22 protein-coding genes are annotated in these 24374 nt (G+C 64.3%); 8 read left to right on the top strand and 14 right to left on the bottom strand.

Annotated features, from left to right (window positions below; all coding sequences use genetic code 11):
- Positions 1 to 4 precede the first annotated feature (4 nt).
- A complete protein-coding gene (locus tag BLP99_RS18885; RefSeq protein ID WP_072395501.1) occupies positions 5 to 517 on the top strand; it encodes a single-stranded DNA-binding protein in 513 nt (170 codons plus the stop codon).
- A 79-nt stretch (positions 518 to 596) separates the two neighbouring features.
- On the opposite strand, the gene BLP99_RS18880 is transcribed toward BLP99_RS18885, so the two are convergent.
- Positions 597 to 1151: a cysteine hydrolase family protein gene (locus BLP99_RS18880; protein WP_092181414.1), complete on the bottom strand. Its 555-nt coding sequence runs from the start codon at positions 1149 to 1151 to the stop codon at positions 597 to 599.
- A gap of 98 nt (positions 1152 to 1249) precedes the next feature.
- Between BLP99_RS18880 and BLP99_RS18875 the strand changes: the two genes are divergently transcribed.
- From BLP99_RS18875 to BLP99_RS18865, 3 genes are all read left to right on the top strand, one after another.
- The gene (locus BLP99_RS18875; protein ID WP_072395505.1) at positions 1250 to 2245 is read left to right on the top strand and encodes a GlxA family transcriptional regulator; all 996 of its coding nucleotides are present in this window, start codon (positions 1250 to 1252) and stop codon (positions 2243 to 2245) included.
- A gap of 183 nt (positions 2246 to 2428) precedes the next feature.
- The gene (locus BLP99_RS18870) at positions 2429 to 3538 is read left to right on the top strand and encodes a DUF3182 family protein (RefSeq protein ID WP_092181412.1); all 1110 of its coding nucleotides are present in this window, start codon (positions 2429 to 2431) and stop codon (positions 3536 to 3538) included.
- Entirely contained in the window at positions 3528 to 4286 is a 759-nt protein-coding gene (locus tag BLP99_RS18865; protein WP_072395509.1) for an alpha/beta hydrolase family protein, read from the top strand. Before BLP99_RS18870 ends, BLP99_RS18865 begins: the two co-directional genes overlap by 11 nt.
- A 132-nt stretch (positions 4287 to 4418) precedes the next feature.
- On the opposite strand, the gene BLP99_RS18860 is transcribed toward BLP99_RS18865, so the two are convergent.
- From BLP99_RS18860 to BLP99_RS18845, 4 genes are read right to left on the bottom strand one after another with little or no spacing between them, the layout of a single operon-like run.
- Positions 4419 to 5435 (bottom strand): lysylphosphatidylglycerol synthase domain-containing protein, encoded by a 1017-nt coding sequence (locus tag BLP99_RS18860; protein WP_072431441.1) that lies wholly within the window; start codon positions 5433 to 5435, stop codon positions 4419 to 4421.
- On the bottom strand, positions 5422 to 6720 hold the full coding sequence (gene clsB / locus BLP99_RS18855) for a cardiolipin synthase ClsB (RefSeq protein WP_072431440.1): 1299 nt from the start codon (positions 6718 to 6720) through the stop codon (positions 5422 to 5424). Before clsB ends, BLP99_RS18860 begins: the two co-directional genes overlap by 14 nt.
- Positions 6717 to 7538: an endonuclease/exonuclease/phosphatase family protein gene (locus BLP99_RS18850; protein WP_231991113.1), complete on the bottom strand. Its 822-nt coding sequence runs from the start codon at positions 7536 to 7538 to the stop codon at positions 6717 to 6719. The genes clsB and BLP99_RS18850 overlap by 4 nt, the downstream gene beginning before the upstream one ends.
- Positions 7535 to 8461 (bottom strand): DUF72 domain-containing protein, encoded by a 927-nt coding sequence (locus tag BLP99_RS18845; RefSeq protein WP_072395515.1) that lies wholly within the window; start codon positions 8459 to 8461, stop codon positions 7535 to 7537. The genes BLP99_RS18850 and BLP99_RS18845 overlap by 4 nt, the downstream gene beginning before the upstream one ends.
- Positions 8462 to 8840: 379 nt before the next feature.
- Between BLP99_RS18845 and BLP99_RS18840 the strand changes: the two genes are divergently transcribed.
- Positions 8841 to 10928, top strand: coding sequence for a mechanosensitive ion channel family protein (locus tag BLP99_RS18840; RefSeq protein ID WP_092181410.1), 2088 nt, complete (start codon positions 8841 to 8843; stop codon positions 10926 to 10928).
- 36 nt (positions 10929 to 10964) lie between these two features.
- Here BLP99_RS18840 and BLP99_RS18835 read toward each other — a convergent pair whose 3' ends face one another.
- Positions 10965 to 15278, bottom strand: coding sequence for a DEAD/DEAH box helicase (locus BLP99_RS18835; RefSeq protein WP_072458879.1), 4314 nt, complete (start codon positions 15276 to 15278; stop codon positions 10965 to 10967).
- A 325-nt stretch (positions 15279 to 15603) separates the two neighbouring features.
- Between BLP99_RS18835 and BLP99_RS18830 the strand changes: the two genes are divergently transcribed.
- Positions 15604 to 16488 carry a sugar nucleotide-binding protein gene (locus BLP99_RS18830; RefSeq protein ID WP_072395531.1) on the top strand — a complete coding sequence of 295 codons (885 nt, stop codon included), beginning with the start codon at positions 15604 to 15606 and terminating at the stop codon, positions 16486 to 16488.
- Complete coding sequence (locus tag BLP99_RS18825; RefSeq protein WP_072395542.1) at positions 16481 to 17410, top strand: NAD-dependent epimerase/dehydratase family protein; 930 nt, start codon at positions 16481 to 16483, stop codon at positions 17408 to 17410. Before BLP99_RS18830 ends, BLP99_RS18825 begins: the two co-directional genes overlap by 8 nt.
- 84 nt (positions 17411 to 17494) lie before the next feature.
- Here BLP99_RS18825 and BLP99_RS18820 read toward each other — a convergent pair whose 3' ends face one another.
- The 5 genes from BLP99_RS18820 to BLP99_RS18800 all read right to left on the bottom strand — a co-directional run bounded on the left by BLP99_RS18820 (position 17495) and on the right by BLP99_RS18800 (position 21600).
- The gene (locus BLP99_RS18820; protein WP_072395544.1) at positions 17495 to 18193 is read right to left on the bottom strand and encodes an OmpW/AlkL family protein; all 699 of its coding nucleotides are present in this window, start codon (positions 18191 to 18193) and stop codon (positions 17495 to 17497) included.
- Positions 18194 to 18376: 183 nt separating this feature from the next.
- Positions 18377 to 18895 carry a DUF3299 domain-containing protein gene (locus BLP99_RS18815; RefSeq protein WP_072395546.1) on the bottom strand — a complete coding sequence of 173 codons (519 nt, stop codon included), beginning with the start codon at positions 18893 to 18895 and terminating at the stop codon, positions 18377 to 18379.
- Between the two features lie 11 nt (positions 18896 to 18906).
- On the bottom strand, positions 18907 to 20172 hold the full coding sequence (locus tag BLP99_RS18810; protein WP_072395549.1) for an ABC transporter permease: 1266 nt from the start codon (positions 20170 to 20172) through the stop codon (positions 18907 to 18909).
- Position 20173: 1 nt separating this feature from the next.
- A complete protein-coding gene (locus BLP99_RS18805; protein ID WP_072395551.1) occupies positions 20174 to 20884 on the bottom strand; it encodes an ABC transporter ATP-binding protein in 711 nt (236 codons plus the stop codon).
- A gap of 131 nt (positions 20885 to 21015) precedes the next feature.
- Entirely contained in the window at positions 21016 to 21600 is a 585-nt protein-coding gene (locus BLP99_RS18800) for a DUF2796 domain-containing protein (protein WP_072395553.1), read from the bottom strand.
- A gap of 130 nt (positions 21601 to 21730) precedes the next feature.
- On the opposite strand from BLP99_RS18800, the gene BLP99_RS18795 reads away from it, so the two are divergent.
- Positions 21731 to 22078: a hypothetical protein gene (locus BLP99_RS18795; RefSeq protein ID WP_072395555.1), complete on the top strand. Its 348-nt coding sequence runs from the start codon at positions 21731 to 21733 to the stop codon at positions 22076 to 22078.
- A 61-nt stretch (positions 22079 to 22139) separates the two neighbouring features.
- On the opposite strand, the gene trxA is transcribed toward BLP99_RS18795, so the two are convergent.
- The 3 genes from trxA to BLP99_RS18780 all read right to left on the bottom strand — a co-directional run bounded on the left by trxA (position 22140) and on the right by BLP99_RS18780 (position 24324).
- Complete coding sequence (trxA, locus tag BLP99_RS18790; RefSeq protein WP_072395557.1) at positions 22140 to 23012, bottom strand: thioredoxin; 873 nt, start codon at positions 23010 to 23012, stop codon at positions 22140 to 22142.
- 176 nt (positions 23013 to 23188) lie between these two features.
- The gene (locus tag BLP99_RS18785) at positions 23189 to 23848 is read right to left on the bottom strand and encodes a class I SAM-dependent methyltransferase (protein ID WP_072431449.1); all 660 of its coding nucleotides are present in this window, start codon (positions 23846 to 23848) and stop codon (positions 23189 to 23191) included.
- A gap of 11 nt (positions 23849 to 23859) precedes the next feature.
- Positions 23860 to 24324, bottom strand: coding sequence for a YbaY family lipoprotein (locus tag BLP99_RS18780; protein ID WP_072395568.1), 465 nt, complete (start codon positions 24322 to 24324; stop codon positions 23860 to 23862).
- Positions 24325 to 24374 lie beyond the last annotated feature (50 nt).

The raw sequence follows: 24374 nt of genomic DNA, 5'->3' as shown, positions 1-24374 counted from the left end.
CGTTATGGCCCGTGGGGTTAACAAAGTCATATTGGTCGGTACTTGCGGCCAGGATCCCGAGGTTCGCTACCTGCCTAACGGCAACGCCGTGACCAACCTGAGTCTGGCGACCAGCGAACAGTGGACCGACAAGCAGACCGGCCAGAAGGTCGAAAAGACCGAATGGCACCGCGTGTCGATGTTCGGCAAGGTGGCGGAGATCGCCGGCGAATACCTGCGCAAGGGTTCGCAGGTGTACATCGAAGGCAAGCTGCAGACCCGCGAGTGGGAAAAAGACGGCATCAAGCGCTACACCACTGAAATCATCGTCGACATGCAGGGCACCATGCAACTGCTGGGCGGCCGTCCGCAGGGCGATCAACAAGGTGGCAACAACTACCAGCAGTCCGCGCCTCGTCAGCAGGCTCCACGTCCGCAGGCGGCGCCTCAGCCACAGCGCGAGCGTCCGGCCCCGCAACAGACCGCACCGCAGCCGGCGCCGGATTTCGACAGCTTCGATGACGATATTCCGTTCTAAGAGTCGCTGAATACCGCATCGCACAAAAAACCGCGCTTCGTTTTCGAAACGCGGTTTTTTTACGCCTGGCCCTTGGTGCTCAGGCTCTGCCACCTAGAAATTCCTCCGTACTCACCACGCTCGCGTACGCAAACTCCAGCGCCGCCATGAAGGCCGCATGCACTTGGGCGGCGGGGACGACGACGCCGTTGAATTCCAGGTCCAGGGTGGCGCAAGCGTCGTGGATCACCGTGACGTCATAACCCAGATCCGCCGCCGCACGGGTGACACCGTCGACGCACATATGGCTCATGCTGCCGACGATGACCAATTGTTCGATACCGTGCTGGTCGAGGAGGGCCTGCAGCTCGGTTTCACGGAACGAATTGACATAATGCTTGAGCACCACCGGCTCATCGGCGCGGTTGAGCACCTTGGAATGCAGCTTCGCGCCTTCGGAGCCTGGCGTGAAGAACGGAGCATCTTCGGAGGTGAATTCGTGGCGAATATGCACTACTTGGTTGCCGGCCTGGCGAAAGGCTTCAATGATCCGGGCGGCGTTGTCGGCGGCGGCTTCGGCGCGGACCAGCGGCCATTTTCCCTGGGGGAAGTAGTCGTTCTGGATATCGACTACGATGAGCGCTTGCTTGGACATGGGGCTTTCCTCGATCAGGTTGGAAGTGAGGCCATCATCGGCTTTTGCCGCCGCGTCGAGGATTGGCCGCAACGACAATAAGCGAGGGAAAACTGACAATGGTGCAACAAAGGGCGGTCGCGGAGCTCGGGGTGTTGATCTATCCGGGCGCGCAGTTGGCGGCGGTGCATGGCTTGACCGACCTGTTCGCCGTGGCGGACCGGATCGCGCTGGAGCATGCCAGCGCGCCGTTGCCGCGTCTGCGGGTCAGCCATTGGCGGGCGGAGCACGGTGAGGCACCGTCACGGGTGTTCGACAGCGCAGCCGGGCCGGCGGGCCAACTGGCCGCGCTGCTGATCCCGCCATCCCTCGACGGTTTCAGCGAAGGCCAGGCTGCCGACGGACTGATGAACTGGCTGCGGACACAGCATGCCGGCGGCACGGTACTGGGCGGGGTCTGCGTCGGTTCGATCCTGCTGGCCGAAAGCGGCTTGCTCGATGGGCGTAGCGCCACCACTCACTGGACGTCCGCCAAGAGTTTCGCCGCCCGCTACCCCAAGGTCAGGCTCCAGGCGGACAAGCCCATCGTCGACGATGGCGACCTGATTACCACGGCCGGACTGATGGCCTGGTCGGAGCTGGGGTTGCGCCTGGTGGACCGCCTGCTCGGGCCGAGCATCGCCACACGCACGGCGCAATTTCTGGTGATCGAGCATAGCGACAGCGCCAGCCAGTGCGGCAGCAACTTCGCGCCGATCCTCGGGCATGGGGATGCGGCGATTCTCAAGGTCCAGCACTGGCTGCAAGGCAGCGGAGCGGTGGATGTGTCTCTGGGCGCGATGGCCGAACGGGCAGGGCTGGAAGAACGCACCTTCCTGCGAAGGTTCCGCGCCGCCACCGGCCTCAAGCCTACCGAATACTGCCAGCACCTGCGGGTTGGCAAGGCACGGGAAATGCTGGAATTCACCAACGGCACCATCGACCACATCGCCTGGACCGTGGGCTATCAGGATGCGAGCGCCTTCCGGGCGATCTTCAGGAAAATCACCGGGCTGGCGCCGAGCGACTACCGGACGAGATTCGGTGTGAGCCCGCCGAGCGGTTCAAAGGGATAGCGACGCCTTTATCCCCAGTCGTGCAAATTGCGGGATGCTTTGCGCTGGTCGTGCAGAATGAAACAGGCCAGATGCTATTAATCCTCCGACGGGACGCCCATTTTCCTGACCGTTCGTCCCCCGCCGAGCCTTGGCCTGATCTCTGCACCCCTTTACTTGAAGCCATCGAGGTAAGGGCAACGCATGACGTCAGTCAAACGCAACAAAACGGTAGTGGCGCATTCCATCAATCCTCACGCGCCCGTCCATGAGGTGCACACCAATCGAGCCTTGGCCCATTGGTTGGCGCAGATCCTCGGGTTTGAATACGGCGGCAGCTATGACCGCGAGCAACATGCGGGGCGCGACTTGTATCTGCTGCCTACGCAAACCCTGATCGGCGCCGAAGCCGCGCGGCAGTTCGGTGTCCATGGGCCGGACGATCTGTGGGGCGGCTATGTCGAGCATGATTTCATCTGCACCAAGGCCATCACCCACGGTCTGTTGAACAAGTACGCCGTCGCGCCCGAGGGGTGGTCGCCGTTGTTCGCCAAATTGAGCCGCGGCGTGGTGCTCGACGGTGTCAGTGTCTTTTCGCTCAAGGACGCGCGCCCCGCAGCCGAACATCTGCTGTACGCCGGGCCGATCCGCTTCAAGCCCATCCATGCCTGTGCCGGGCGCGACCAGCGCGTGATCGAGAGCATCGCCCAGTTCGACGAAATCGTCGCCGCGCCCGATGCCCAGGCGTTGTTCAGCGCCGGAGTGGTATTGGAGCAGAACCTGCGGGAGGTCAAGACCCAGAGCGTTGGCCAGAGCAGCATCGGCGGCAAGGTCATCAGCTATTGCGGCGTGCAACACCTCACCCGTGACAGCGAGGGGCTGGAGGTCTACGGCGGTTCGGACCTGCTGGTGGTGCAGGGCGGTTACATCGAGTTGCTCAGGCTTGAACTGGCCGACGACGTTCGCGAAGCGGTGCGACTGGCCCAGGTGTTCGACGATGCCGCCAACCAGGCCTATCCCGGTTTCTTCGCGTCGCGGCGCAACTACGACATTGCCCAGGGCCTCGACGCCGGCGGCCAGCCCCGTAGCGGTGTGCTGGAACAATCCTGGCGCATGGGCGGGGCCAGCAGTGCCGAGCTTGCGGCGTTGCAGGTATTCGTCGAGGACCCCTCCACCAGTGTGGTGCGCGTGTCCTCGGTGGAAACCTATACCGACCAACCGCTACCCGCCGGTGCCCGGGAGGTGTATCGCGGCGCGGCGGAAAATGGTGATTTCCTACTCAAATACGTAACGGTTCAATCCCATGACGGCTAGAAGCGAAACCATTCAGATCGAGATCGATGATGAGCACATGAACGGGACGTTCCTCAGTCCCAAATCGAAAGTGCCCGGCGTGTTGTTCGTACACGGTTGGGGTGGCAGCCAGGAGCGTGATCTGGAACGGGCCAAAGGCATCGCCGGCCTGGGCTGCGTGTGCCTGACCTTCGACTTGCGCGGCCACACCGGCGGGGCGGGCATTCCGTTGTCCCGGGTCACCCGGGAAGACAATCTGCGTGATTTGCTGGCGGCCTATGACCGGTTGCTCGCCCATCCGGCCCTGGACACCTCGGCGATTGCTGTGGTGGGCACCAGCTACGGCGGTTACCTGGCAGCCATCCTGACCTCGCTGCGACCGGTACGCTGGCTGGCCCTGCGGGTGCCGGCCCTGTACCGCGACGAGCAATGGCATACGCCCAAGCGCGACCTGGACAAGACTGACCTGCTGGATTATCGCAGCACCCTGGTCCACGCCCATACCAATCGTGCCTTGCACGCGTGTTCGCAGTTCACGGGGGACGTGCTGTTGGTGGAGTCGGAGACCGACGATCATGTACCCCACGCCACCATCATGAGCTACCGCGCCGCGTGCCAGCAGACCCACTCGCTGACGCACCGGATCATCGACGGAGCCGACCATGCCCTGAGCGATCCCGTGTCACAGCAGGCTTACACCTCGATCCTGGTGGACTGGATCACGGAAATGGTGGTGGGAGAGCGGTTGAGCATCATCCAGGAGCGCTGATCATGTGGGTGTGTGCGGGGCTTATCGCGAGCAGGCTCGCTCCCACACCGGACTGCGACGGGCGCCAACCCCATGTCCAATGCCATCTCCTGTGGGAGCGAGCTTGCTCGCGATGGGGCCGGGCGTGGCACCTCAGCGCTTGACCCCAGGCTTGACCCGCAACGCCTTGGCCTTCGCCTCGATCACCAGATACATCACCACCGTGATCAGCAACGGCAGGATGAAATAGATCGCCCGATAGGCGATCAACCCCGCCAGCAAACTGCCCCGAGAGACTTCGTGTTGCAGCAGCGCGATGAACACCGCTTCCAACACGCCGAGCCCCGCAGGAATGTGCGTAATCACCCCGGCGATGCTGCTGATGAGCAATACGCCCAGCACCAGCGGATAGTCCAGTTTGCTCGGCAGCAAGGTAAAGATCACCGCCGCCATCAGCGACCAGTTCAACGCGCCGAGCGCCAACTGCAGCACCGCCATGCGCAGGGACGGCAGATTGATTTCCATGCCCCGGATCGTCCAGGCCCGACGTTTGGAGAACCGGCAGGCCAGCAGATAACCGGCACTCACCAACAGCAGCAGCACACCGACACCCTGCAAGGCATTGCTGCTGAGTTTCCAGCCCGGTGGCAGGGTGACCAGCCCGCTGCTGAACACCACGCCGGCCAGGGTCATGTAGCCGAACCAGTTGGTGGCCAGGCTCAGGCCTAGGATCTTGGCGATGTTGCCGGTGCTGACCCCCAGCCGCGAATAGAGCCGGTAGCGCATGGCGATGCCGCCGACCCAGGCGCTGAGGTTGAGGTTGAAGGCGTAGCTGATCACCCCCACCGGCAGGATCTGCCGCCACCCCAGTTTCTGCCGGATGTAGGTACGTCCGATCAGGTCGAAGCAGGCATAGGTAATGAAGCTGGTAATGGTCAGGGCTGCGGCGATGAGCAATGTGCGAATCTTGAAATCGGCCAGGGTGGCCAGGACTTCCGCCCAGTCGATACGCCTCGCCAGGGCTGTGAACAGTACGATCAGCAGCAGGAAGAACGCCAGGGTCAGCGGTCTTTTCCAGCGGCTCCAGCGCGATGCGGGCCTGGATGCGGTGTTGGCCTGGTCCGGCCCGTGGGCGTCCCTCGGCACGGAATGCGCTTCAGAGTGGTTCATGGGGTTCGCTCCGAACCGCCGTCGGCGGCGAAAAAGGTTTCAGACGCGGTTTATGGGCCGGCAGCCATCCGGCCCAGGCCGGAAAATGCCGCAGGAAGTGGAACACCATGAAACCGATGGTCATGCGCCACAGCAGCCCGCGTGGGGCATGGTTGGGGCGCATGACGGTGCAATGGTTGTGGCTCAGGTGTTCGAGCCGCTGGAACAGTTCGCGGTTGAAGGCCCGGTCGCGGATCAGCACATTGGCTTCCAGGTTCAGCGACAGGCTCAGGGGGTCGAGGTTGCTGGACCCGACCGTGCTCCAATCCTCGTCCACCAGGGCCACCTTGCCGTGCAGGGGGCGCTCGCAGTATTCGTAGATCACCACTCCGGCCTTGAGCAGATAGTCGTAGAGCATGCGCGCCGCGAGCTTGGCGATCATCATGTCCGGCTGGCCCTGCAGGATCAGCCGCACCTCCACGCCACGCCGCGCCGCATTGCGGATTTCGCGCAGCAACCGGTAGCCGGGGAAGAAATAGGCATTGGCGATCACCACCCTGCGCTTGGCGCTACGCAGCACTTGCAGGTAGACCTCTTCGATATCGGTCTGGTGCTCGTGGTTGTCGCGATAGACCAGGCGCACCTGGCCATCATGTTCGTTGAACGCCAGTTCGCTGCGGCGGCTGCGGCGTCGCTGCCACCAGTATTTGGCCCGGGCCGGCCGGCCGCTTTGCAACAGGGCGAAGTGATGGATATCCACCACTGCCGGGCCTTTGACTTCCACGGAGTAGTCCTGCTTGGCCTCGGGGCCGAAGTCGCCCAGGTGGTCGGCGGAAAAATTGATCCCGCCAATGAACGCGATCACCCCGTCCACCACCACGATCTTGCGGTGCAACCGCCGGAACCAGTTGGTGCGGATGCCCAGGTGCCGGGGTGCCGGGTCGAACATCTGCAGGCGCACCCCCGCGTCGCTCAGCGATGTCAGGAACTGCGGCGTCAGTTCGCCGCAGCCGAAGCCGTCGAGACTGACGGTGATGCGCACGCCCCGTTGGGCGGCGTCCACCAGCAGGTCCCGCAGTTCGTAGCCGACCTTGTCCTCGAACAGGATGAAGGTTTCCAGGAGGATCTCCTGCTCGGCCCGGCGTATGGCCTCGAAGACCCTGGGAAAGTATTGCTCGCCATTCTCCAGCAGTGTGACGCGGTTATTGCCATGCCAACCGTATTCGATGTCCACCAGCGCCGGATTGCGCTCGGTGGGTGGAACCTCGACCTGTTCCACCGTCGCCTTGTTCATCGTCGCGCTCATAACTCGATCTCCACCGACAAAGGGGCATGGTCGGAAAGGTGCGACCAGGGTCGTACGCTCAAGACCTTGGGATGATGGGCCTTGAGGTTGCGCACGTAGATGCGGTCCAGGCGCAGGATGGGCAGGCGCGCCGGAAAGCTGCGGGCCGGTTTGCCCCATTGCTCGGCGAACACTTCCCGCAGGCCGCAGGGCGCAAGCAGCTCGTTGGCCTTGCCGCGCCAGTCGTTGAAATCCCCGGCCACGATCACCGGCGCTTCGGGCGGCAATTCGCTCAACCGTTGGCAGAGCAGTTTCAATTGCTCGACACGATGGTTCTCGCGCAATCCCAGGTGTACGCAGATGGCATGCACCTGCGGGGCATCGCCATCCGGCAGGCGCAGCACGCTATGGAGCATGCCGCGGTTTTCATGGCCGCTGATGGAGACGTCCAGGTTGTCGTGACGGATGATCTGGAATTTCGACAGCAGCGCGTTACCGTGGTCCCCCGCCGGGTAGACCGCGTTGCGCCCGTAGGCGAACTGTGGCCACAGGCTGTCGGCCAGGAATTCGTATTGCGGCATGCTCGGCCAGTTGCTATAGCGCTGGGGATGATGCTCGTGTGTGCCATGGACTTCCTGCAGGAACACCACATCGGCGGACACGCTGCGCACCGCTTCGCGCAGCTCCGGCAGGATGAAGCGCCGGTTCAGGGCGGTGAACCCCTTGTGGGTATTGACCGTCAGCACCGTGAAACGGCGGATCCGGCCAAGATCCCGGGCCTGGCCCTGGATCGCGTCACCCCTTGGGTCCAGGCCCGTTTCGGAGGGGATCGTGCTCATGGCAACACTCCCTCGGCGGGACGCTGGCCGGGAGCTGTGGCCAGGTCCTTGTCCAGATCGAAGCGCTCCAGCAGATGGCGTGCGTCGTAAGGGGCGCGAACCTTGATGTCGTTGTCGAAATAGCAGAACACTTCCCGGTGCTTGCGCGCCCTGGGTCGGGTTGTCGGATCGATCAGTTGGGCATCCTCCGGTTGCTTGCCGTGGCTCCAGGCTTCGATCCGGTCACCCCAGCGCTTCAAGGCTTCGTCGGTATAACCGCTGGCATACAGTTCCTCGGCGCCGTGCAGGCGCAGGTAGACGAAATCGCTGGTGACGTCTTCGCGATACGGCCATTTACCAGCGGTGTCGGCGATCACCAGGGCGACGTCGTAGCGCTTGAGCAGCGCGACGAAGCGCGGGTCGATGAAACTTTCATGGCGGATTTCGACCGCATGGCGCAGCGGGCGTTTCTTGTCGGTTTCGGTACTGGCGTGGCCTTCCATGCGCGGTTCGTGCTCCCGGGCCAGGGCCGCGGCCGCTTCGGTGTCGTGGGGCAGTTGTTTGAGAAAGTCTTCGAACAGCTCAGGGTCGAATTTGAAGCTGGGGGGGAATTGCCAGAGGATCGCCCCTAGCTTTTCCTTGAGCTCCAGCACCCCGGAGGCGAAGAAATTGGCCAGGGGCTTGCGGATGTCCCGTAGACGCTTGATGTGCGTGATGAAGCGCGGCGCCTTGACGCTGAACACGAAGCCCGGCGGTGTTTCGGCGTACCACTGGGCATACCGTTCAGGGCGTTGCAGGGCATAGAACGATCCGTTGATCTCGATGCTGTTGACCGCTCGCGAGGCGAACTGCAATTCACGCTTTTGGGTCAGTCCCTTGGGGTAGAAGTCCCCCCGCCAAGGCGTGTATCGCCAACCGGAAATACCGATGTGGATCGCCGTCATGTGTCCCTCCCGCGCCAGATGACCTCGTACTGCCTGTGTCTTGTGATGACCTTCGCGCGGTGAAGAAAGTTTCGACGGGATGCCCGGCGGTGAGGCCCATGAGGTCCTGTGGAGAAAGGTATTGATGGCAGTGAGCATTGTGGCGAGGGGATTTATCCCCGCTGGGCCGCGAGGCAGTCCCAGACAAAAACACGCGGTTGAGCTGATGCACCGAGGTGCCGCCTTATAGGGCTGCTGCGCAGCGGGGATAAATCCCCTCGCCAAAGGATCTGGTCTTGGCTGAAGTCCCGGAGGTTTTCCCGATTCACCCGGCAAAGCGAACTTGCCGGCTCGTTTTGAATCAGTTCCTTACCAATCCCGTGTGAAGGAGCCTCGCGTTTTGTCTCGATTGAGCACTGCCTTGCTGCTGGTCCTGTCGCTGCTGACGGGCGGTATCGCCCACGCTGCGGCCGCTGCGCCTGCCGCACCGGCGCCCAGTGAGGCCCCCGCCGAACCCGAGCCACTGGTGCAGGGCGGTTTACTGGGCGCCATCAGTTCGAGCATCGACGATGTCCAGGACAAGCTCGACCTCAACCAGAGCCTGATCGATGCCTGGCGCCTGCGGGCGGACCGGGCGGCGGACGAAGTGGACAGGCTGGTGGACCAGACCGCCCGGTCCTCCTGGCGCGTGGCGGGGGATTTCCTGTTGCTTTCCGGCGTCTGGCTGGGTGCCTTTGCGCTGATCTGGACCGGGGCCCGGCTGCTGCTGCGCCATCTGGGCCATCGTCGTTGGCTGCGCAGCCGGCAACGGATACGGGACCTGCTCGGCTACCTGCTGCCCTACACCGTGCCGGCGCTGGTCTGCCTGCCGCTGACCCTGTATGTCAGCCACTTCCTGCAAGTTTCGGTCGGGCGTGCCCTGGCCCTGTGTTTTGCCTATGCCACCAGCAGCGGGATCTTCTCCACCTCGGTGCTGCTCTGCGTGATCGTGATGTTCAATGCCGGCCACAAACGTCGGGCGGTGTCGATCATTCGCCATTTCATTCCCCGTCCGTTGTTCCTGTTCGGTTTCCTCGCCGCCCTCAGCGATGCACTGACCAGTCCGCAGATCGCCCGGCAACTGGGGGGCAACATCACCGCCAGCGTCGCGGTGTTCACCGGGCTGTTCGCCTCGGTGCTGTTTGGCTGGCTGGTGATCCGCATGCGCCGGCCCGTGGCGCATCTGATTCGCAACCGCCCGCTGGCCCAACGCTTGAAACAGCCGGCCCTGCAGGAGTCGCTGCGGGTTTTTTCCGGGCTGTGGAACTGGCCGATATTGCTGATGGTGCTGGTCTCGGCGGTGAGCCTGATCGGCGTGGGCGAGGATAACCAGAGGGCCCTGCGCTGTGCGTTGTTCACCACTATCCTGCTGATCGCCACGGTATTTCTCAGCACCGTGTTCCAACAGGTGTTCAAGTCTCCCAAGGCCGAAGCCATCCAGCGCAACAGTGCCTACAAGGGCCGGTTGTTGAGCCTGTTGCATGCCTTGCTGCGGATTGTCATGGCGGTGGCGTTCATCGAGATCCTCGGCAGGATCTGGGGGCTTTCGTTGTTCGAATTCGCTTCGCGCAATGCCGTGGGGCGGGCGATCAGCGATTCCTTGAGTCGCATCGGGTTGATCCTGCTGGTGACCTGGCTCATGTGGGTGGTGCTCGATACGGCCATCCAGGAAGCCCTGAAACCACCGCTCAACAAACGTGGGGCGCGCCAGCCCAGTACGCGGGTCAAGACCATCCTGCCGCTGTTGCGCAACGCGGCGAAAATCATCCTGGTGGTGATTTGCGCAATCACCACCATGGCCAACCTGGGTATCAACGTCGCCCCGTTGCTGGCCGGTGCCGGAGTGGTGGGGTTGGCGATCGGTTTCGGTTCGCAGCAATTGGTGCAGGATGTGATCACCGGGCTGTTCATCATCATTGAAGACACGCTGTCCATCGGCGACTGGGTGGTGCTCAGCTCCGGCCACGCCGGCACCGTCGAAGGCCTGACCATCCGCACCCTGCGCCTGCGCGACGGCAAGGGGTTCGTGCACTCGGTACCGTTCGGCCAGATCAAGGCGGTGACCAACCAGTCCCGGCAATTCGCCTTTGCATTTTTCTCGGTGCAGTTCACCTACGACACCGATGTCGACCAGGCCATCGAGCTGATTCGCGAGGCCGGGCGTTCGATCGCTGAAGATCCGTTTCTCAAGTTCAACCTGCAAGGGCCGCTGGATGTGTTCGGCGTGGACAAGATGGACCTCAACGGCGTGGTGCTCACGGCGCAGTTCCGCACGGTCTCCGGCGGGCAGTACGCGGTGAGCCGCGCGTTCAACCATCAATTGAAGAAGCTTGTGGATAACCACCCGGCGGTGCACTTTGCGCAGACTTATCCACAGCAGGTGATGATGCCCAAGCGATTCGTGGAAGAGCCGAAAGAGGGGGAGCAGGTGCCTGATCAATCTCGGTAGTGGGTGAGGTTCGGGCGGGGGCCCGTCCAGACACCCTCAACCTTTCTGAATAAGCTTGTTCCGGACCTCAGCCATCCCTTGAGCATCCAGCTCCATCCAAAGATGCTGCTTGCCGGCGATCTGCGCCGCTACCGGCAGCCCATCCAGATACACCAGCCGATTACTCGCCAGCGCCGGTACTTTCGCCCCTGGCAGCAGGGTGCCGGCCAGGTTCAATGGGTCGACCCCGCACACGGCGATCAGGCTGCCGTCGGTGGGGCGGCGGCGCACTTCGCGCAGCAGCGGGATGGCTTCCGGCAGGGCGAATTGCTCGCCTGCCAGGCCGCTGACGAAGCGCCCGCCGCGAATTTCCCCGCGGGCTTCCAGGCGATGGAACGTGCGCAGCAGCTCGCGCCAGCTCGGCAGCCAGTCGGCTTCGCGCTCCAGCATGCGCCAGAACACCACCCCGTAGCGGCGCAACAGGGTCATGGCGATGTGTTCCAGCGTCTCGGGCGGGGTCGATGCGGGGCGATTGCCTTCTTCGGGGGCGGGTTGGCTGCGGCGGAGCAGGGCCCAGCGGCCGGCGTCGTCCATGCCGCCGACAAACGCCCCGCGCCCACGCCGACTGCTGCGGGCCTGGCGTTTGCTGGCAGGGGTGATCAACGCCCGTAACCCGGCGAAACTGTCGGCGTTCACCAGTCCGGCGCCCACCAGCTCCTGCAAGGCGATCTCCAGTTCACTGCGCAACAGATGCGCTTCGTGCAGCAGTTCGTCGAAGAACAGGGCGCCGTGCTCGCTGAGGGCCCGATGGACCTTTTGCGTCTTCAGGGACAGTTCGCCGGGGGGCGTTTGCTCGGCCAGGCCACTCCACAGGGCGACCCGGTTGCGCGGCAGCAATACGATCGGCGTGCTGCGCAGGGCGCCGGCCGATGGTTTCTGCCGGGCATTGAGGCGCGTCCACACCAGTTTGCCGCTGCGACACAGTTCGTCGAGCCAGGTGGGCGAATAGTCCTTGATCCGCGCCGGCAGCAGCTCACCGTCCCAGGCCGAGGCGGCGGCCGGGTAGCCTTCGAACTGACCAACGATCGACGGCAGGACGGCCGCGCCCCGGCCCTGGGTGGCGGGCGACAGGTGTTGCCAGTCGAACAAAAAGCGCATGAAGTCCTTAAGCGACACCGGTTCGATTTCCCGGCGCAGACGCTTGACGGTATAGCGATGGATGCGCGCCAGCAGGTGTCGCTCGCACCATTGCTCCTGCCCGCCACCCGGTGTGAACCGCCCCCGCAGCACGTAGCCTTGCTGTTCGAGTTGCGCCAAGGCCTGGGTGACCTGTGGCGTCGACAAGCCCAACGGGTAAGCGATGGCCATGAGGGGCTGCGGACCGAAGGCGCTGAGGCGAGCGCGGAGCAGTTCCACCACGGCCTCGTCGGGATCCCAGGCTTCGTCGAAACCGGCCAGGGGAGTCAATGGCGGTTGCCATGAAGCCTGTGGATAAATCGCCTGCAGGCAGGTCAACCGTTCCAGGGGCAGCCACAGGCCGCGTTCGGTGCTGAGCTGAATGTGACAGGCGCGACCGCTGTCGGCCAACGTCCGCAACCAACCCGGCCATGAGGCATGGGCGGTGGCTTCGTGGTCGGCGATACAGGCCAGGCTCATCAGCGTTTCATGCATTTCATCGACAGTGGCCGGTGTCGGCCAGGCTTCGTCCTGGACGGCCTGGATGGCCTCGGCGTCCAGCGCGCCAAGGTCATCGGTGGACTGTGGGTCGCTCCAGCGGCGATTGATCACCGCCTGGGTGCGACGCTCTTCCAGCGGTGCATCGTCGAGGAACGTGTAGGGCCGGGCGCTGAGGATTTCCGCCGCCAGGGGCGAGGGGGCCGGCAGGTCCCGGCTGATCAGGCGGATTTCCCCCGCTTCCATGCGTCGCAACAGTGTCAGCCAGCCTTCGCTGTCCATGGCTTCATGCAGGCAATCGTCGAGCGTCTGTTCCACCAGGGGATGATCGGGGATCTCCCGTTCACCGGCGAGGTTTTCCAGGCAGGCGATCTGGTCGGGAAACACGCTGGCGATCAGGTCTTCGCTTTTCATCCGCTGGATCTGCGGCGCGACCTTGCGCCCGCCGGTGTAGCGCGGCAAGGCCAGGGCCACGCCGGCGTTCCAGCGCCAGCGCACGCCGAACAATGGCGCATCCAGCACGGCCTGGACGAGGACCTGCTCGGCGCTCTGGCTGTTGAGGTAGCGCCAGACCTCGTCCAGCTCGAAGCTATGACCGGTGGACAGCGAAAGCACGATGGCGTCTTCGCTGGCGGCGGCCTGCAGCTCGAAATTGAAGGTGCGGCAGAACCGCTTGCGCAGGGCCAGGCCCCAGGCGCGGTTGATGCGGCTGCCGAAAGGGCTGTGGATGATCAGTTGGGTGCCGCCGGACTCGTCGAAAAAGCGTTCCATCAGCAAGGTGTCCTGGGACGGCAAGGCGCCGAAGGCCAGCCGGGCCGGGGCCAGGTAATCCACCAACTGCTCGGCGCTGGCCTGGTTCAACTGCAGGGTGCCGGTCAGCCAGTCCAGGGCCGGTTGCAGATTGCCCGGCGTCGCGCCCAACAGACGGTCGAGCTGAGCCTGCAGGCGCGCCACCGCCATGGACAGCTCGGCGCTGCGCCCTGGCGCTTCGCCGAGCCAGAACGGAATGGTCGGGGGCTGGCCCTGGGCGTCCTCGACCCGCACGCGGCCGGTCTCGACGCGAATGATGCGGTAGGACGTGTTGCCCAGCTGGAACACGTCGCCGGCGATGCTTTCCACCGCGAAGTCTTCGTTGACGCTGCCGATGTTCAACCCCTGGGGTTCGAGCAGCACGCTGTAGTCGGCGTTGTCCGGGATGGTGCCGCCGCTGGTCACCGCCGTCAGCTTGCTGCCCCGGCGCCCGCGCAGGGTACGGCTGACAGCGTCTCGGTGCAGGTATGCGCTGCGCACGCCCTGGCGGCCGTTGACGCCTTCGGCGAGCATCTGCAGCAATGCCTGGTAGTGCCCTTCGTCCAGGGCGGCGTAGGGCGACGCGCGACGGAAGGTCTCCAGCAGCGCCTGTTCCTGCCATTCCTGGCAACTGACCTCCGCGACGATCTGCTGGGCCAGCACATCCAGCGGCGCGGTGGGAATGTGCAGGATGTCCAGCTCGCCACGGCGCACGCAATCGAGCAGGGCGGCGCATTCGATAAGGTCGTCGCGGGTGGTGGCGAACAGGCGCCCCTTGGGCGTCCCTCCGACCTGGTGGCCGGAGCGGCCGACCCGCTGCAGGAACGCCGAAATCGAGCGGGGCGAGGCGATCTGGCACACCAGGTCGACATCACCGATGTCGATCCCCAGTTCCAGGGACGCGGTGGCGATCAATACCTGCAGTTCGCCGCGCTTGAGACGCTGCTCGGCGTCGAGGCGGAACTCCTTCGCGAGGCTGCCGTGATGGGCCGCCACCGCGTCCTTGCCCAGGCGTTCGCTCAGATGGCGACTCAGGCGTTCGGCCAGGCGTCGGGTATTGACGAACACCAGCGTGGTGCGGTGCTCACGGGCCAGGTCGGCGAGGCGGTTGTAGACCAGCTCCCACACATCGTTGGCCATTACCGCCGAGAGCGGTACCGGAGGCACTTCGATGCCCAGGTCCCGGGGGCGGGCGTGGCCGATGTCGACGATTTCACACGGGCGTCCTGCGCCCACCAGAAAGCGCGACACCGCTTCGATGGGTTTCTGCGTGGCGGACAGGCCGATGCGCACCAGCGGTTCGGCACACAACGCCTGCAGGCGCTCCAGGCTCAAGGCCAGGTGACTGCCGCGCTTGCTCGCCGCGATGGCATGTATCTCGTCGACGATGACCGTACGGGTGCTGGCGAGCATCTGCCGGCCCGAATCGGAGCCCAGCAACACATAGAGCGATTCAGGGGTGGTCACCAGGATGTGCGGCGCGGTCTTGCGCATGGCCGAGCGTTCTTTCTGCGGCGTGTCGCCGGTGCGCACGGCGGTGGTGATGTGCAGGGGCGGCAGGTCCATCCGCCGCAGTTGTTCGGTGATGCCGGCCAGTGGATTCTGCAGGTTGATCCGGATGTCGTTGCTCAGCGCCTTGAGCGGTGAGACGTAGACCACCAGCGTCTGGTCCGGCAGGCCGCCCTGTTCAAGGCCGCGATGCACCAGTTCATCGAGCACCGCGAGGAAGGCGGTCAGGGTCTTGCCCGAGCCGGTGGGCGCGGCCACCAGGGTCGAACGGCGCTGGCCGATCAGCGGCCAGGCCCGGGCCTGGGCGGCCGTGATCGCCGGGAATGTCTGGCTGAACCAGGCGCGGACGGCAGGGTGGAAGCCTGCCATGGCGTGGTCGGCGGCAAGGGGCAGATTCATGTGGCAGTTTATGCGGGCGCAGTGGGGAAGATGCAAGTACTGATACTGCGTCTGTGGCGAGGGGCAGTTATCCCCGCCGGGCTGCAAGACAGCCCCGGACGAATGGAATGGACCTGACCCGCCCGGGTGGCAATCAAAGGGGCCGCTTCGCAGCCCAACGGGGATAAATCCCCTCGCCACAGGCCAGCTACCAACCTTGTAGGATGCGATCCACACTTTACGGATGACGGTTGCGCACTAAACCCGCAAAATGCAAGGATTCCGACGACGCCTGTGGGCGTTGTCGACCAAATTCTTGTGCCAACAGACTGGGCCTGCTGACTTTATGCGAATGCGCCTTATGTTACTGGGCGGCGGAAATGCCCTTGGGCAGGCGCTGATTCGCCTCGGTGCGGAAGAAGACATCGGTTTTCTCGCCCCCCGCCCGCCCGAAGACGGCTGGGATGCCGCGAGCCTGACGCAGCTGCTCGACGACACCCGCCCGGACGCCGTGATCAACCTGGCGTACTACTTCGACTGGTTCCAGGCCGAGGCGGTGAGCGAACAGCGCCTGGCCAGCCAGGAGCGTGCCGTCGAGCGCCTGGCCGAGTTGTGCCAGCATCACAATATCGTCTTGCTGCAACCGTCGAGCTATCGCGTCTTCGACGGTTCCCGCGCCACCGCCTACAGCGAAAAGGACGAACCGGTGCCCCTGGGCCTGCGCGGCCAGGCACTGTGGCGGATCGAGCAGAGCGTGCGGGCCACCTGCCCGCAGCATGTGCTGCTGCGTTTCGGCTGGCTGCTGGACGACAGCCCCGACGGCATCCTGGGGCGCTTCCTGGCCCGGGCCGAACACCCCGAGGAATTACTGCTGGCCGACGACCGTCGCGGCAATCCAACGCCGGTCGATGACGCGGCGCGGGTCATCATCTCCGTGCTCAAGCAGCTCGACTGTGCGGCGCCGCTGTGGGGCACCTACCATTACGCCGGACACGAGGCGACCACGCCGCTGGCGCTGGGGCAGGCGATCCTGACCGAAGCCCGCGCCCTGCATCCGCTGGCGATCGAGTCGCCCACGCCCCAGGCCCACGCCGCACGGCCGGACGCCGCGGAAGAACCGCAGCACGCGGTCCTGGCCTGCAAGAAAATTCTGCATACCTTCGGGATCAAGCCCCGCGCCTGGCGCGCGGCCCTCCCGTCTCTCCTGGATAGGTTCTATCGTCATGGCTAAAGGCCCTGTTCTCATTACCGGCGGTGCGGGTTTCATCGGTTCGCACCTGACCGACGCGTTGCTCGCCCAGGGCCATTCGGTGCGAATCCTCGACGATTTGTCTACCGGCAAGCGCAGCAACCTGCCCCTGGACAACCCTGCCGTGGAGCTGATCGAGGGCGATGTCGCCGACGCGGCGCTGGTGGCCCGGGCCATGGCCGGTTGCAGTGCCGTCGCGCACCTGGCCGCCGTGGCCTCGGTGCAGGCTTCGGTGGACGACCCGGTGCGCACCCACCAGAGCAATTTCATTGGCACCCTGAACGTCTGTGAAGCCATGCGCCAGGCCGGCGTCAAGCGGGTGCTGTTCGCTTCCAGCGCGGCGGTCTATGGCAACAACGGCGAAGGCCAGTCCATCGACGAAGACACCCCCAAGGCGCCGCTCACGCCGTATGCCTCGGACAAGCTGGCCAGCGAGTTCTACCTGGATTTCTATCGTCGCCAGCATGACCTGGAGCCGGTGGTGTTCCGCTTCTTCAATATCTACGGCCCGCGCCAGGATCCGTCCTCACCGTATTCCGGTGTGATCAGCATCTTCAGCGAACGGGCGCAGAAAGGCCTGCCGATTACCATCTTCGGCGATGGTGAGCAGACCCGGGACTTTGTCTATGTCGAAGACCTGGTGGACCTGCTGGTGCAGGCCATCGAGAAAACCGAGGTTGAAGTCGGGGCGGTGAACGTGGGCTGGAACCAGGCCACGACCCTCAAGCAGATGCTTCAGGCGCTGGCCGCGGTGGTCGGTGACTTGCCGCCGATCAGCCATGGTCCGGCGCGTCCTGGCGATATCCGGCACTCACGGGCCGACAATCACCGGCTGTTGCAGCGCTTCCGCTTTCCCCCACAGACACCGATGAGCGTGGGGCTGGCTCGGCTGCTGGGCCGCTGAATGAGAAAAGGCGCCTTTCGAGGCGCCTTTTTTTTGTCACGGCATACGCTGTTGTGTGTTTTCAACTTGCCATCGTGCTGCAGGTCAGAACTTGTAGCCCAAGCCCACCATGTAGATCCATGGATCCACGTCGACGTTCACCTTGGCCCGGGTGCCGCCGGCCACGGCGTTGTTGTCGACATAGGCGGTAGTGTCGATGTCGATATAGCGAACCTGACCGTTGATCATGATGTTGTCGGTCAGCATGTAGTCAGCGCCCACCTGCCACGCCATGCCCCAGCTGTTGCTCGCGCGGAAGTTGCTGAAGCCGTTGGCGCTGGCTTCGCTGCCCACGTGTTCGTCGTAGATCCAGGTGTAGTTGATGCCGGCGCCGACATAAGGCTGGAAGGCCGACTTCGCGTCGAGCGGGTAGTAGACCAGGCTCAGGGTCGGAGGCAAGTGCTTCAGGGTACCGAGCTTGTTGTTGGCCGCGCCCAAGGCGGTGCCCTTGATCTTCACATCGTGCTCGAACGGCGACGCCGCCAGCAGCTCGATCCCCAGGTTGTTGGTGATCATGTAGGCGAAGTTCAGGCCCAGTTGAGTGTCGCTGCTCATGGTCGCCTTGCCGCCCAGGTCGGCACCGGCCAGCGGACCACGGTCGACCTTGACGCTGGAACTGTCGGCCTCCGGATTGACGGTGATGGCGCCGGCGCGAACGATGATATCGCCGGCCGTATGGGCCTGGGCGATGGGGGCAGCGAGTGCGAGGGCGACCAGGGAGGCGCTGAGCAAGGACTTGTGCATGGGGGCTCCAGAGAACATTTGAAATTGATGTCCTATGGTACGAAGGCGTCTGCCCCGGTCTTTTGACTCAGCTCAATGAGTCTTGGTCGATTAATTGACTCAGCTCAATGAAGTGATGATGAGCAAGCCTTGACGGCCCCATCGCGAGCAAGCTACCCGACGGACTGCACATCACCAGCCGATTCACTCCGGCAACTCATACACGTAGATCTTCTCGGCCTCCATCTGGTACCCGGCATCGGCCAGTTCACTGGTGGACGGCTTGACCTGCATCGGCCCTTCGACCCAATACGGCTGGTACAGCTCATCGAGCTTGACCCCGACTTCGCTTTTCACATGCACGATCTGGTTCGAGGGCGGAGGCGGTACATGGATGCAGGCGCCGAAATACGGCACCAGCAGGAAGTCCGTGGTCCGGCCTTCCTCGCTCACTTCCAGGGGCACGATGTAGCCCGGCAAACGAATCTGCTGGCCATCGAGTTCCTTGACCACCGGCGCATTGGGCATGTCCTGCCTGGCCGCCGGGGCGGATTCGGCGGCCAAGGCATCGCCCATCTGCGATAGGTCGTGCAGCGGGGTCATGTTCGGCACCTCGGGCGGTGCCCCGGCCGGGATCATTTCCGACCAGGCCAGGTCTCTCGGTTCGGCCGCCCACAGGGGCAGGGCGACCATCAGCAGCAGTGCAAGCACGGCGCGGGGCATGTTCAACGTCCTCATAAACGGATCGACAGGCCATCGGCCAGGGATTGGCGATAGGCGCGCCAGGCCGGCACGGTGCCCATCAGCAGGGCGGCGACCAGGATGCCAGCCATGAGCGTCCATTCATACTCGCTCGGCCAGGCCAGCGGCAGGTACAAGCCGTAGGTCGACTGCACGTAGCCCTGTGCCGCGGCAATGCCGACATAGAGCAAGACCAGCCCCGCGGCCACCCCGGCCAGCGCCAGGGCGAAGGCCTCGAGCACCAGCAGGCTCGCGATGTGCCACGGCCGGGCACCCACCGAGCGCAGGATCGCCATTTCCCGGCGGCGCTCGTTGAGGCTGGTGAGGATCGCCGTGAGCATGCCGATCAGGCCGGTCAGCACCACAAACAGGGATATCACGAACAGGGCCTTTTCCGCCGTGCCCATCAGGCTCCACAGCTCCTGCAACGCCACGCCGGGCAGGATCGCCAGCAGTGGTTCGCCTCGGAACTCATTGACCTCGCGCTGCAGGGCAAAGGTGGAAATCTTGTTGTTGAGGCCGAGCATGAACGCGGTGATCGCCTGGGGCGTGAGGTCCATGTTGCGAGCCTGGTCGGCGCTGATGCGACCGTTGCCCTGGGCCGGCACGCCATTCTTCCAGTCGATATGGATCGCCTCCATGCCGCCGAGGCTGATGTGCAGCGTGCGATCCACCGGAGTGCCGGTGCGCTTGAGGATGCCGACCACGGTGAAGGGCTTGTCGTCATGCTTGACCAGGCTGACTGTCGCCACGCCGTGGGCCAATACCAGTTTGTCGCCGAGCTTGTAGTGCAACGCTTCGGCCACTTCGGCGCCAAGCACCACTTCGAAGGGATCGGTGGCGAACGCCCGGCCATCGGCCAGCGCCAGGTGTTGCTGGCGGCCATACCGGTAATGCTCGAAGTAGGCCTCGGTGGTCCCCATGACCCGGTAGCCGCGATGGGAATCGCCCAGGGACATGGGAATGGCCCATTTGACCTTCGGATTGCTGGCGAAGTGTTCGAAGCTGTCCCAGCGAATGTTATTGGTGGCGTTGCCGATGCGGAATACCGAATACAGCAACAGGTTCACCGAGCCTGAGCGGGCGCCGACGATCAGGTCGGTGCCACTGATGGTGCTGGCGAAACTGGCGCGGGCCTCGGTGCGCACTCGCTCCACCGCCAGCAACAGGCAGACCGAGAGGGCAATGGCAAAGGCGGTGAGGAACGCGGTGAAGCGGCGGTTCGCCAGGCTGGCCATGGCTAGACGGAACAGATACATCTCAGACCTCGAGTGGCTTGGCGGCGCGATTGAGATCGGCCAGCGAGAGGTTGCGGTCGAACAGCGGCGCCAGGCTCCGGTCATGGCTGACAAACAACAGGCTCGACCCCGCTTCGCGGCATTCGGCGAACAACAGCCGCAGGAAGTTTTCCCGAGCATCGTGGTCCAGTGCCGAAGTGGGCTCGTCGGCGATCACCAGTTCCGGCTGGCCAATCAGGGCCCGGGCGGCAGCGACCCGTTGCTGCTGGCCGATGGATAATGAGTCGGCGCGGCGCCCGAGCAGGTCCGGATCGGCCAACCCCAGGTGCGTCAGCAGCGTAGCGGCGGCCTGGCCGATACTGCCATGGCGCTGCACGGCACGTTGCGCGCGCAACCGGGAAAAGTGGCAGGGCAGCTCGACGTTTTCCCGCACCGAAAGGAACGGCAGCAGGTTGAATTGCTGGAAGATATAGCCGGTGTGGTCCACCCGAAAGCGATCGCGGCTGGCGGCGCTCAGCGCGCTGAGCTCCTGACCGAGCAGGCGAATGCTGCCCCGGTCCGGTGTCTGTACTGCGCCCAGCAGCCCCAGCAGGGTGGTCTTGCCGCTACCGCTGGGGCCTTTCAGGAACAGGGTCTCGCCGGCTTCCAGGCGAAATGCCGGGATGTCCAGCAAGGGCGGATGTCCGGGCCAGCTGAAGACCAGGTCGGACAGTTCGATGAGAGCTTGGGTCATATGAAACCGGTCAGATCAAGGTGAACCCTGTGGGAGCGAGCTTGCTCGCGATGGCGGTGTCAGGCTGCATCCGTTCGGATGTGTCGGCCTGATCGCGAGCAAGCTCGCTCCCCCATGGGGTTTGCAGTGAATCAGAATTTCAGGCTGGCCGCCTTGGGCGTCAATTCCGCGCCTTGCTGGCCGCTCGGGCCGATCAGTTGTACCTGGATTTTCTGGGTGGCGGGGAAGATCTTGAACAGGGGCGCCAGGTCCAGGTGGGTCAGGGCGCCAGGCGCGACACAGGTGAACTGGTAACGGGCGTGGATCTCGCTGTGTTCGTGGTGCTCGTCGCCATCGTCGTCTTCGTCATGGCCTGCATGCTCCGGCTCGTCGCCGAACAGCGGGCTTTCCAGCTCCTGCTGGGCCAGGGAGCATTTGGCATCGGCCAGGTTGAACAAGGCCTGGGGCTTTTCCAGCTGGGCCCGGACGGCGGCGACCTTCTTCTTGTCGGCGTCGCTGGTGGCGGCATGTTCGAAGCCCACCAGGTTCATGGCCGGGCTGTCCAGGTCCAGTTCCAGGGTCTGGCCGTCCAGCACGGCGCTCAAGCGGCCGACCCCGTGTTCGTGGGCGCCGAGGCTGCCATGTTCATGGTCATGGTCGTGATCATGCTCGGCGGCCGCATGGGCGACAGCCAAAGGCAGCAGGGCAAACGGCAGGGCGAGAAGCAGACGGCGCATGACGAGTCTCCGGACAGGTGAATATGTGTTATGTAATCTTATAACGAAAGTGCGGAGAGTTTGACCGGCTGCTTGGCGTCGCGCAAGGCCCATGGGAGCATGGCAACATTAAATCTTCAGGAGCACGGTGATGTTGCGCATACGCGGAACCGTCGGCGATTGGCCGGTGGACTTGTCGATCGAAATGGATGAGGGCGACTGGGCGCAGCTCGGCGCGCAGTTGCAAGTGGCCAAGTCCGAAGGCACGGCGGCACCGGCGACCAAACCGACGAACCAGGACGATGCCCAATGGCAGATCGCCAGGGAACTGCTGCGCAAGGCTGGGCAACTGAGCGGCCCGGACCTGCTGGAACAGCTCGAAGGCCTGACCGGCAGCGCGTCGGCGGGCAAGCGTCTGCTGGTGCGGTTGCGCCATTGCGCCGAGGTGAAAGTATCGAGCGGCGGCGATACGCCGCTCTATAGCTGGGTCGCAGAGTAGGTTTCAAGCTACAGGCTAAAACCGTCTTGACGCTTGTAGCGTGAAGCTTGCAACTGCCTCTTCAATACAACGCTGCGAACAGCTTGCGACGATAGGTCGTCACCAGCGGATGGTCGTTGCCCAGCAGTTCGAACACCTGCAGCAGCGTCTTGTGAGGCAAGCCTTCGCTGTAGGCGCGGTTGCGGGTGAACAGCTTGAGCAGCGCATCGAGGGCCGGTTCGTACTGCTGGCGGGCCAGTTGCTGGACAGCCAGTTGATACACCGCTTCATCGTCCTGCGGGTCCTTGGCCAGGCGTGCCTTGAGGTCGGCGGCATCCGGCAGGTTCCGGGCCAGGGCGAGAAACTGGATCTGCGCCTTGGCCCCGGCAAGGGCGGCCTTGTGCTCATCGCTTTTCACCGCGTCGAGCACGGTTTGCGCTTCGCCCAGTTCACCGCGTTCGGTCAGGCAACGGGCGTACAGGATCAGCGCCTTGGCGTTGGTGTTGTCTTCACCCAGCAGCGTCTTGAGCAGGGCTTCAGCGTCGGCATAGCGCCCCTCGTCGAACAGTGCCTGGGCTTGCTCGAACGGGTCGGCGGCGGCTGGCGGCGGCATCTGTACGTGGGGTTCGAGCATCGCCCGCACCGCCGATTCGGGCTGGGCCCCGGCGAAACCATCGACGGGCTGGCCATCCTTGAACAGCACCACCGTGGGCAGGCTGCGGATACCGAAGCGGGCGACGATGTCCTGTTCGATATCGCAGTTCACCTTGGCCAGCAGCAGTTCGCCCCGATAACTCTCGGCGATCCCTTGCAGCATCGGCATCAGCGCCTTGCACGGGGCGCACCACTCGGCCCAGAAATCGACCAGCACGGGCTTGTGGAAAGAGTTCGCGATCACCGACTGGTCGAAATCGGCGGTGGTGGCGTCGAAGATGTAGGGCGTGTCCTGGGTCATGGGAATCTCATAGAACGCTTGAATGGAGCAACTATACGGCTTGGTGGGGGTGGCTGAAAGCGGGGTGTCGGTAAGAGGCGTGTTGATGGGCAGGGCCCCATCGTGAGCAACCCCGCTCCCACGGGGCTCGCATGAGCACTGGATCCCTTGTGGAAGCGAGCTTGCTCGCGAGGCTTCTAGAACTGGCGCTGCGCGTGGTACAGGCTCACATGCCGAAACTCTTCTGGCTCGGCCAGGTCCGGCAAGGTCATGGCCTCGAGCAGTTCGATACGTCGGTACAGCGGATGCCGGAAGTCCCGTACCCGGGAGTCGGCCACCAGGGCCTCGCGGCCGCGGCTGAGGAAGTGATCGAGCAGTGGCAGGTTGGCCCGGTCGTAGAGCACATCGGCCACCAGGACCAGGTCGAAGCGATCGGCCTCGGCGAAAAAGTCCGTCGAATACCCCAGCTCCACGCCATTGAGCGCCGCATTGGCCCGGCACGCGGCAATCGCCAGCGGATCGAGGTCGCACGCCACCACTTCCAGCGCCCCGGCCTTGACCGCCGCGATGCCCGCCACGCCGGAGCCGGCGCCGAAGTCCAGTACCCGCTTGCCTTCCACCCAGTGCGGCCGCTCAGCCAGATAGCGGGCCATCGCCAGGCCGCTGGCCCAGCAGAAGCTCCAGTACGGCGGTTCGTGAAGGATGCGCCGGGTTTCTTCCGGGCTGAAGGCCCGGTCCATGTTGTCGCCGTCGATCAGCCACAGCCCCAGGTCCGTACCGGGCAGCGGGCAGGCCGTCAGCCGCGCGTCGCCCAGCAGTTCGCCCAGGGCCTGTTGCAGGGTCTGCGGTGCCTGCATGCCTTGGCGGATCACGGCGCCTTGACGAATTGCAGCGAGCCCAGGGCCTGGGTGGTCGGTTGCGTGATCCGCTGTTCCGGCAGGTGCAGGATCAACTGGCCCGACTGGGTGGCGCGTCCGCGCAACTCCACCCGTGCGCCGACCGGGAAGGCCTGTGGGTTGAAGCGCAGGCGGAAGGGCAGGGTCTGGTTGGTACCGATCAGGCTCGAACTGGCGAGCAGTTGCTGGGGACGATCCTTGTCGTCGATCACCAGCAGTGCCAACTCCACTTCGGCCCCGGCCGGTACACCGTCGAGGGTACCGCTCAGCTCTCGTTGGTGGGCGGGCAACGGCCCCAGCTCCGCGGCTTGCCGGGCTTTCTCCTGGGCCTGTTTCGGCGCCGGAGCCGGTGCTGGCGCAGCGGGTTTCGGGGCGTCGCTGCTGCACGCCACCAGCAGGCTGAAAAGACTGAGCAGAACGAGCGATCGTAGCGGCATGTGTGGCTCCAGCAAGGTGAATTCCATGGGTCAGGCGATAAGCCCGTCTG

The sequence above is a fragment of the Pseudomonas sp. NFACC32-1 genome (assembly GCF_900101215.1).
In the GTDB taxonomy this organism is placed as follows: Bacteria; Pseudomonadota; Gammaproteobacteria; order Pseudomonadales; family Pseudomonadaceae; genus Aquipseudomonas.
The sequence above is the reverse complement of the archived record's forward strand: the minus strand, read 5'-3'. Positions and strand labels throughout refer to the sequence as shown.

Bases quoted from the DNA above. Each gene is read 5' to 3' on its own strand.
- BLP99_RS18885 (WP_072395501.1), top strand. From the start codon at position 5: ATGGCCCGTGGGGTTAACAAAGTCATATTGGTCGGTACTTGCGGCCAG.
- BLP99_RS18875 (WP_072395505.1), top strand. From the start codon at position 1,250: ATGGTGCAACAAAGGGCGGTCGCGGAGCTCGGGGTGTTGATCTATCCG.
- BLP99_RS18810 (WP_072395549.1), bottom strand. From the start codon at position 20,172: ATGTATCTGTTCCGTCTAGCCATGGCCAGCCTGGCGAACCGCCGCTTC.
- BLP99_RS18780 (WP_072395568.1), bottom strand. From the start codon at position 24,324: ATGCCGCTACGATCGCTCGTTCTGCTCAGTCTTTTCAGCCTGCTGGTG.
- BLP99_RS18785 (WP_072431449.1), bottom strand. From the start codon at position 23,848: ATGCAGGCACCGCAGACCCTGCAACAGGCCCTGGGCGAACTGCTGGGC.
- BLP99_RS18800 (WP_072395553.1), bottom strand. From the start codon at position 21,600: ATGCGCCGTCTGCTTCTCGCCCTGCCGTTTGCCCTGCTGCCTTTGGCT.
- clsB (WP_072431440.1), bottom strand. From the start codon at position 6,720: ATGAGCGCGACGATGAACAAGGCGACGGTGGAACAGGTCGAGGTTCCA.
- trxA (WP_072395557.1), bottom strand. From the start codon at position 23,012: ATGACCCAGGACACGCCCTACATCTTCGACGCCACCACCGCCGATTTC.
- BLP99_RS18870 (WP_092181412.1), top strand. From the start codon at position 2,429: ATGACGTCAGTCAAACGCAACAAAACGGTAGTGGCGCATTCCATCAAT.
- BLP99_RS18825 (WP_072395542.1), top strand. From the start codon at position 16,481: ATGGCTAAAGGCCCTGTTCTCATTACCGGCGGTGCGGGTTTCATCGGT.
- BLP99_RS18805 (WP_072395551.1), bottom strand. From the start codon at position 20,884: ATGACCCAAGCTCTCATCGAACTGTCCGACCTGGTCTTCAGCTGGCCC.
- BLP99_RS18835 (WP_072458879.1), bottom strand. From the start codon at position 15,278: ATGAATCTGCCCCTTGCCGCCGACCACGCCATGGCAGGCTTCCACCCT.
- BLP99_RS18815 (WP_072395546.1), bottom strand. From the start codon at position 18,895: ATGCCCCGCGCCGTGCTTGCACTGCTGCTGATGGTCGCCCTGCCCCTG.
- BLP99_RS18820 (WP_072395544.1), bottom strand. From the start codon at position 18,193: ATGCACAAGTCCTTGCTCAGCGCCTCCCTGGTCGCCCTCGCACTCGCT.
- BLP99_RS18865 (WP_072395509.1), top strand. From the start codon at position 3,528: ATGACGGCTAGAAGCGAAACCATTCAGATCGAGATCGATGATGAGCAC.
- BLP99_RS18860 (WP_072431441.1), bottom strand. From the start codon at position 5,435: ATGAACCACTCTGAAGCGCATTCCGTGCCGAGGGACGCCCACGGGCCG.
- BLP99_RS18830 (WP_072395531.1), top strand. From the start codon at position 15,604: ATGCGAATGCGCCTTATGTTACTGGGCGGCGGAAATGCCCTTGGGCAG.
- BLP99_RS18795 (WP_072395555.1), top strand. From the start codon at position 21,731: ATGTTGCGCATACGCGGAACCGTCGGCGATTGGCCGGTGGACTTGTCG.
- BLP99_RS18845 (WP_072395515.1), bottom strand. From the start codon at position 8,461: ATGACGGCGATCCACATCGGTATTTCCGGTTGGCGATACACGCCTTGG.
- BLP99_RS18880 (WP_092181414.1), bottom strand. From the start codon at position 1,151: ATGTCCAAGCAAGCGCTCATCGTAGTCGATATCCAGAACGACTACTTC.
- BLP99_RS18850 (WP_231991113.1), bottom strand. From the start codon at position 7,538: ATGAGCACGATCCCCTCCGAAACGGGCCTGGACCCAAGGGGTGACGCG.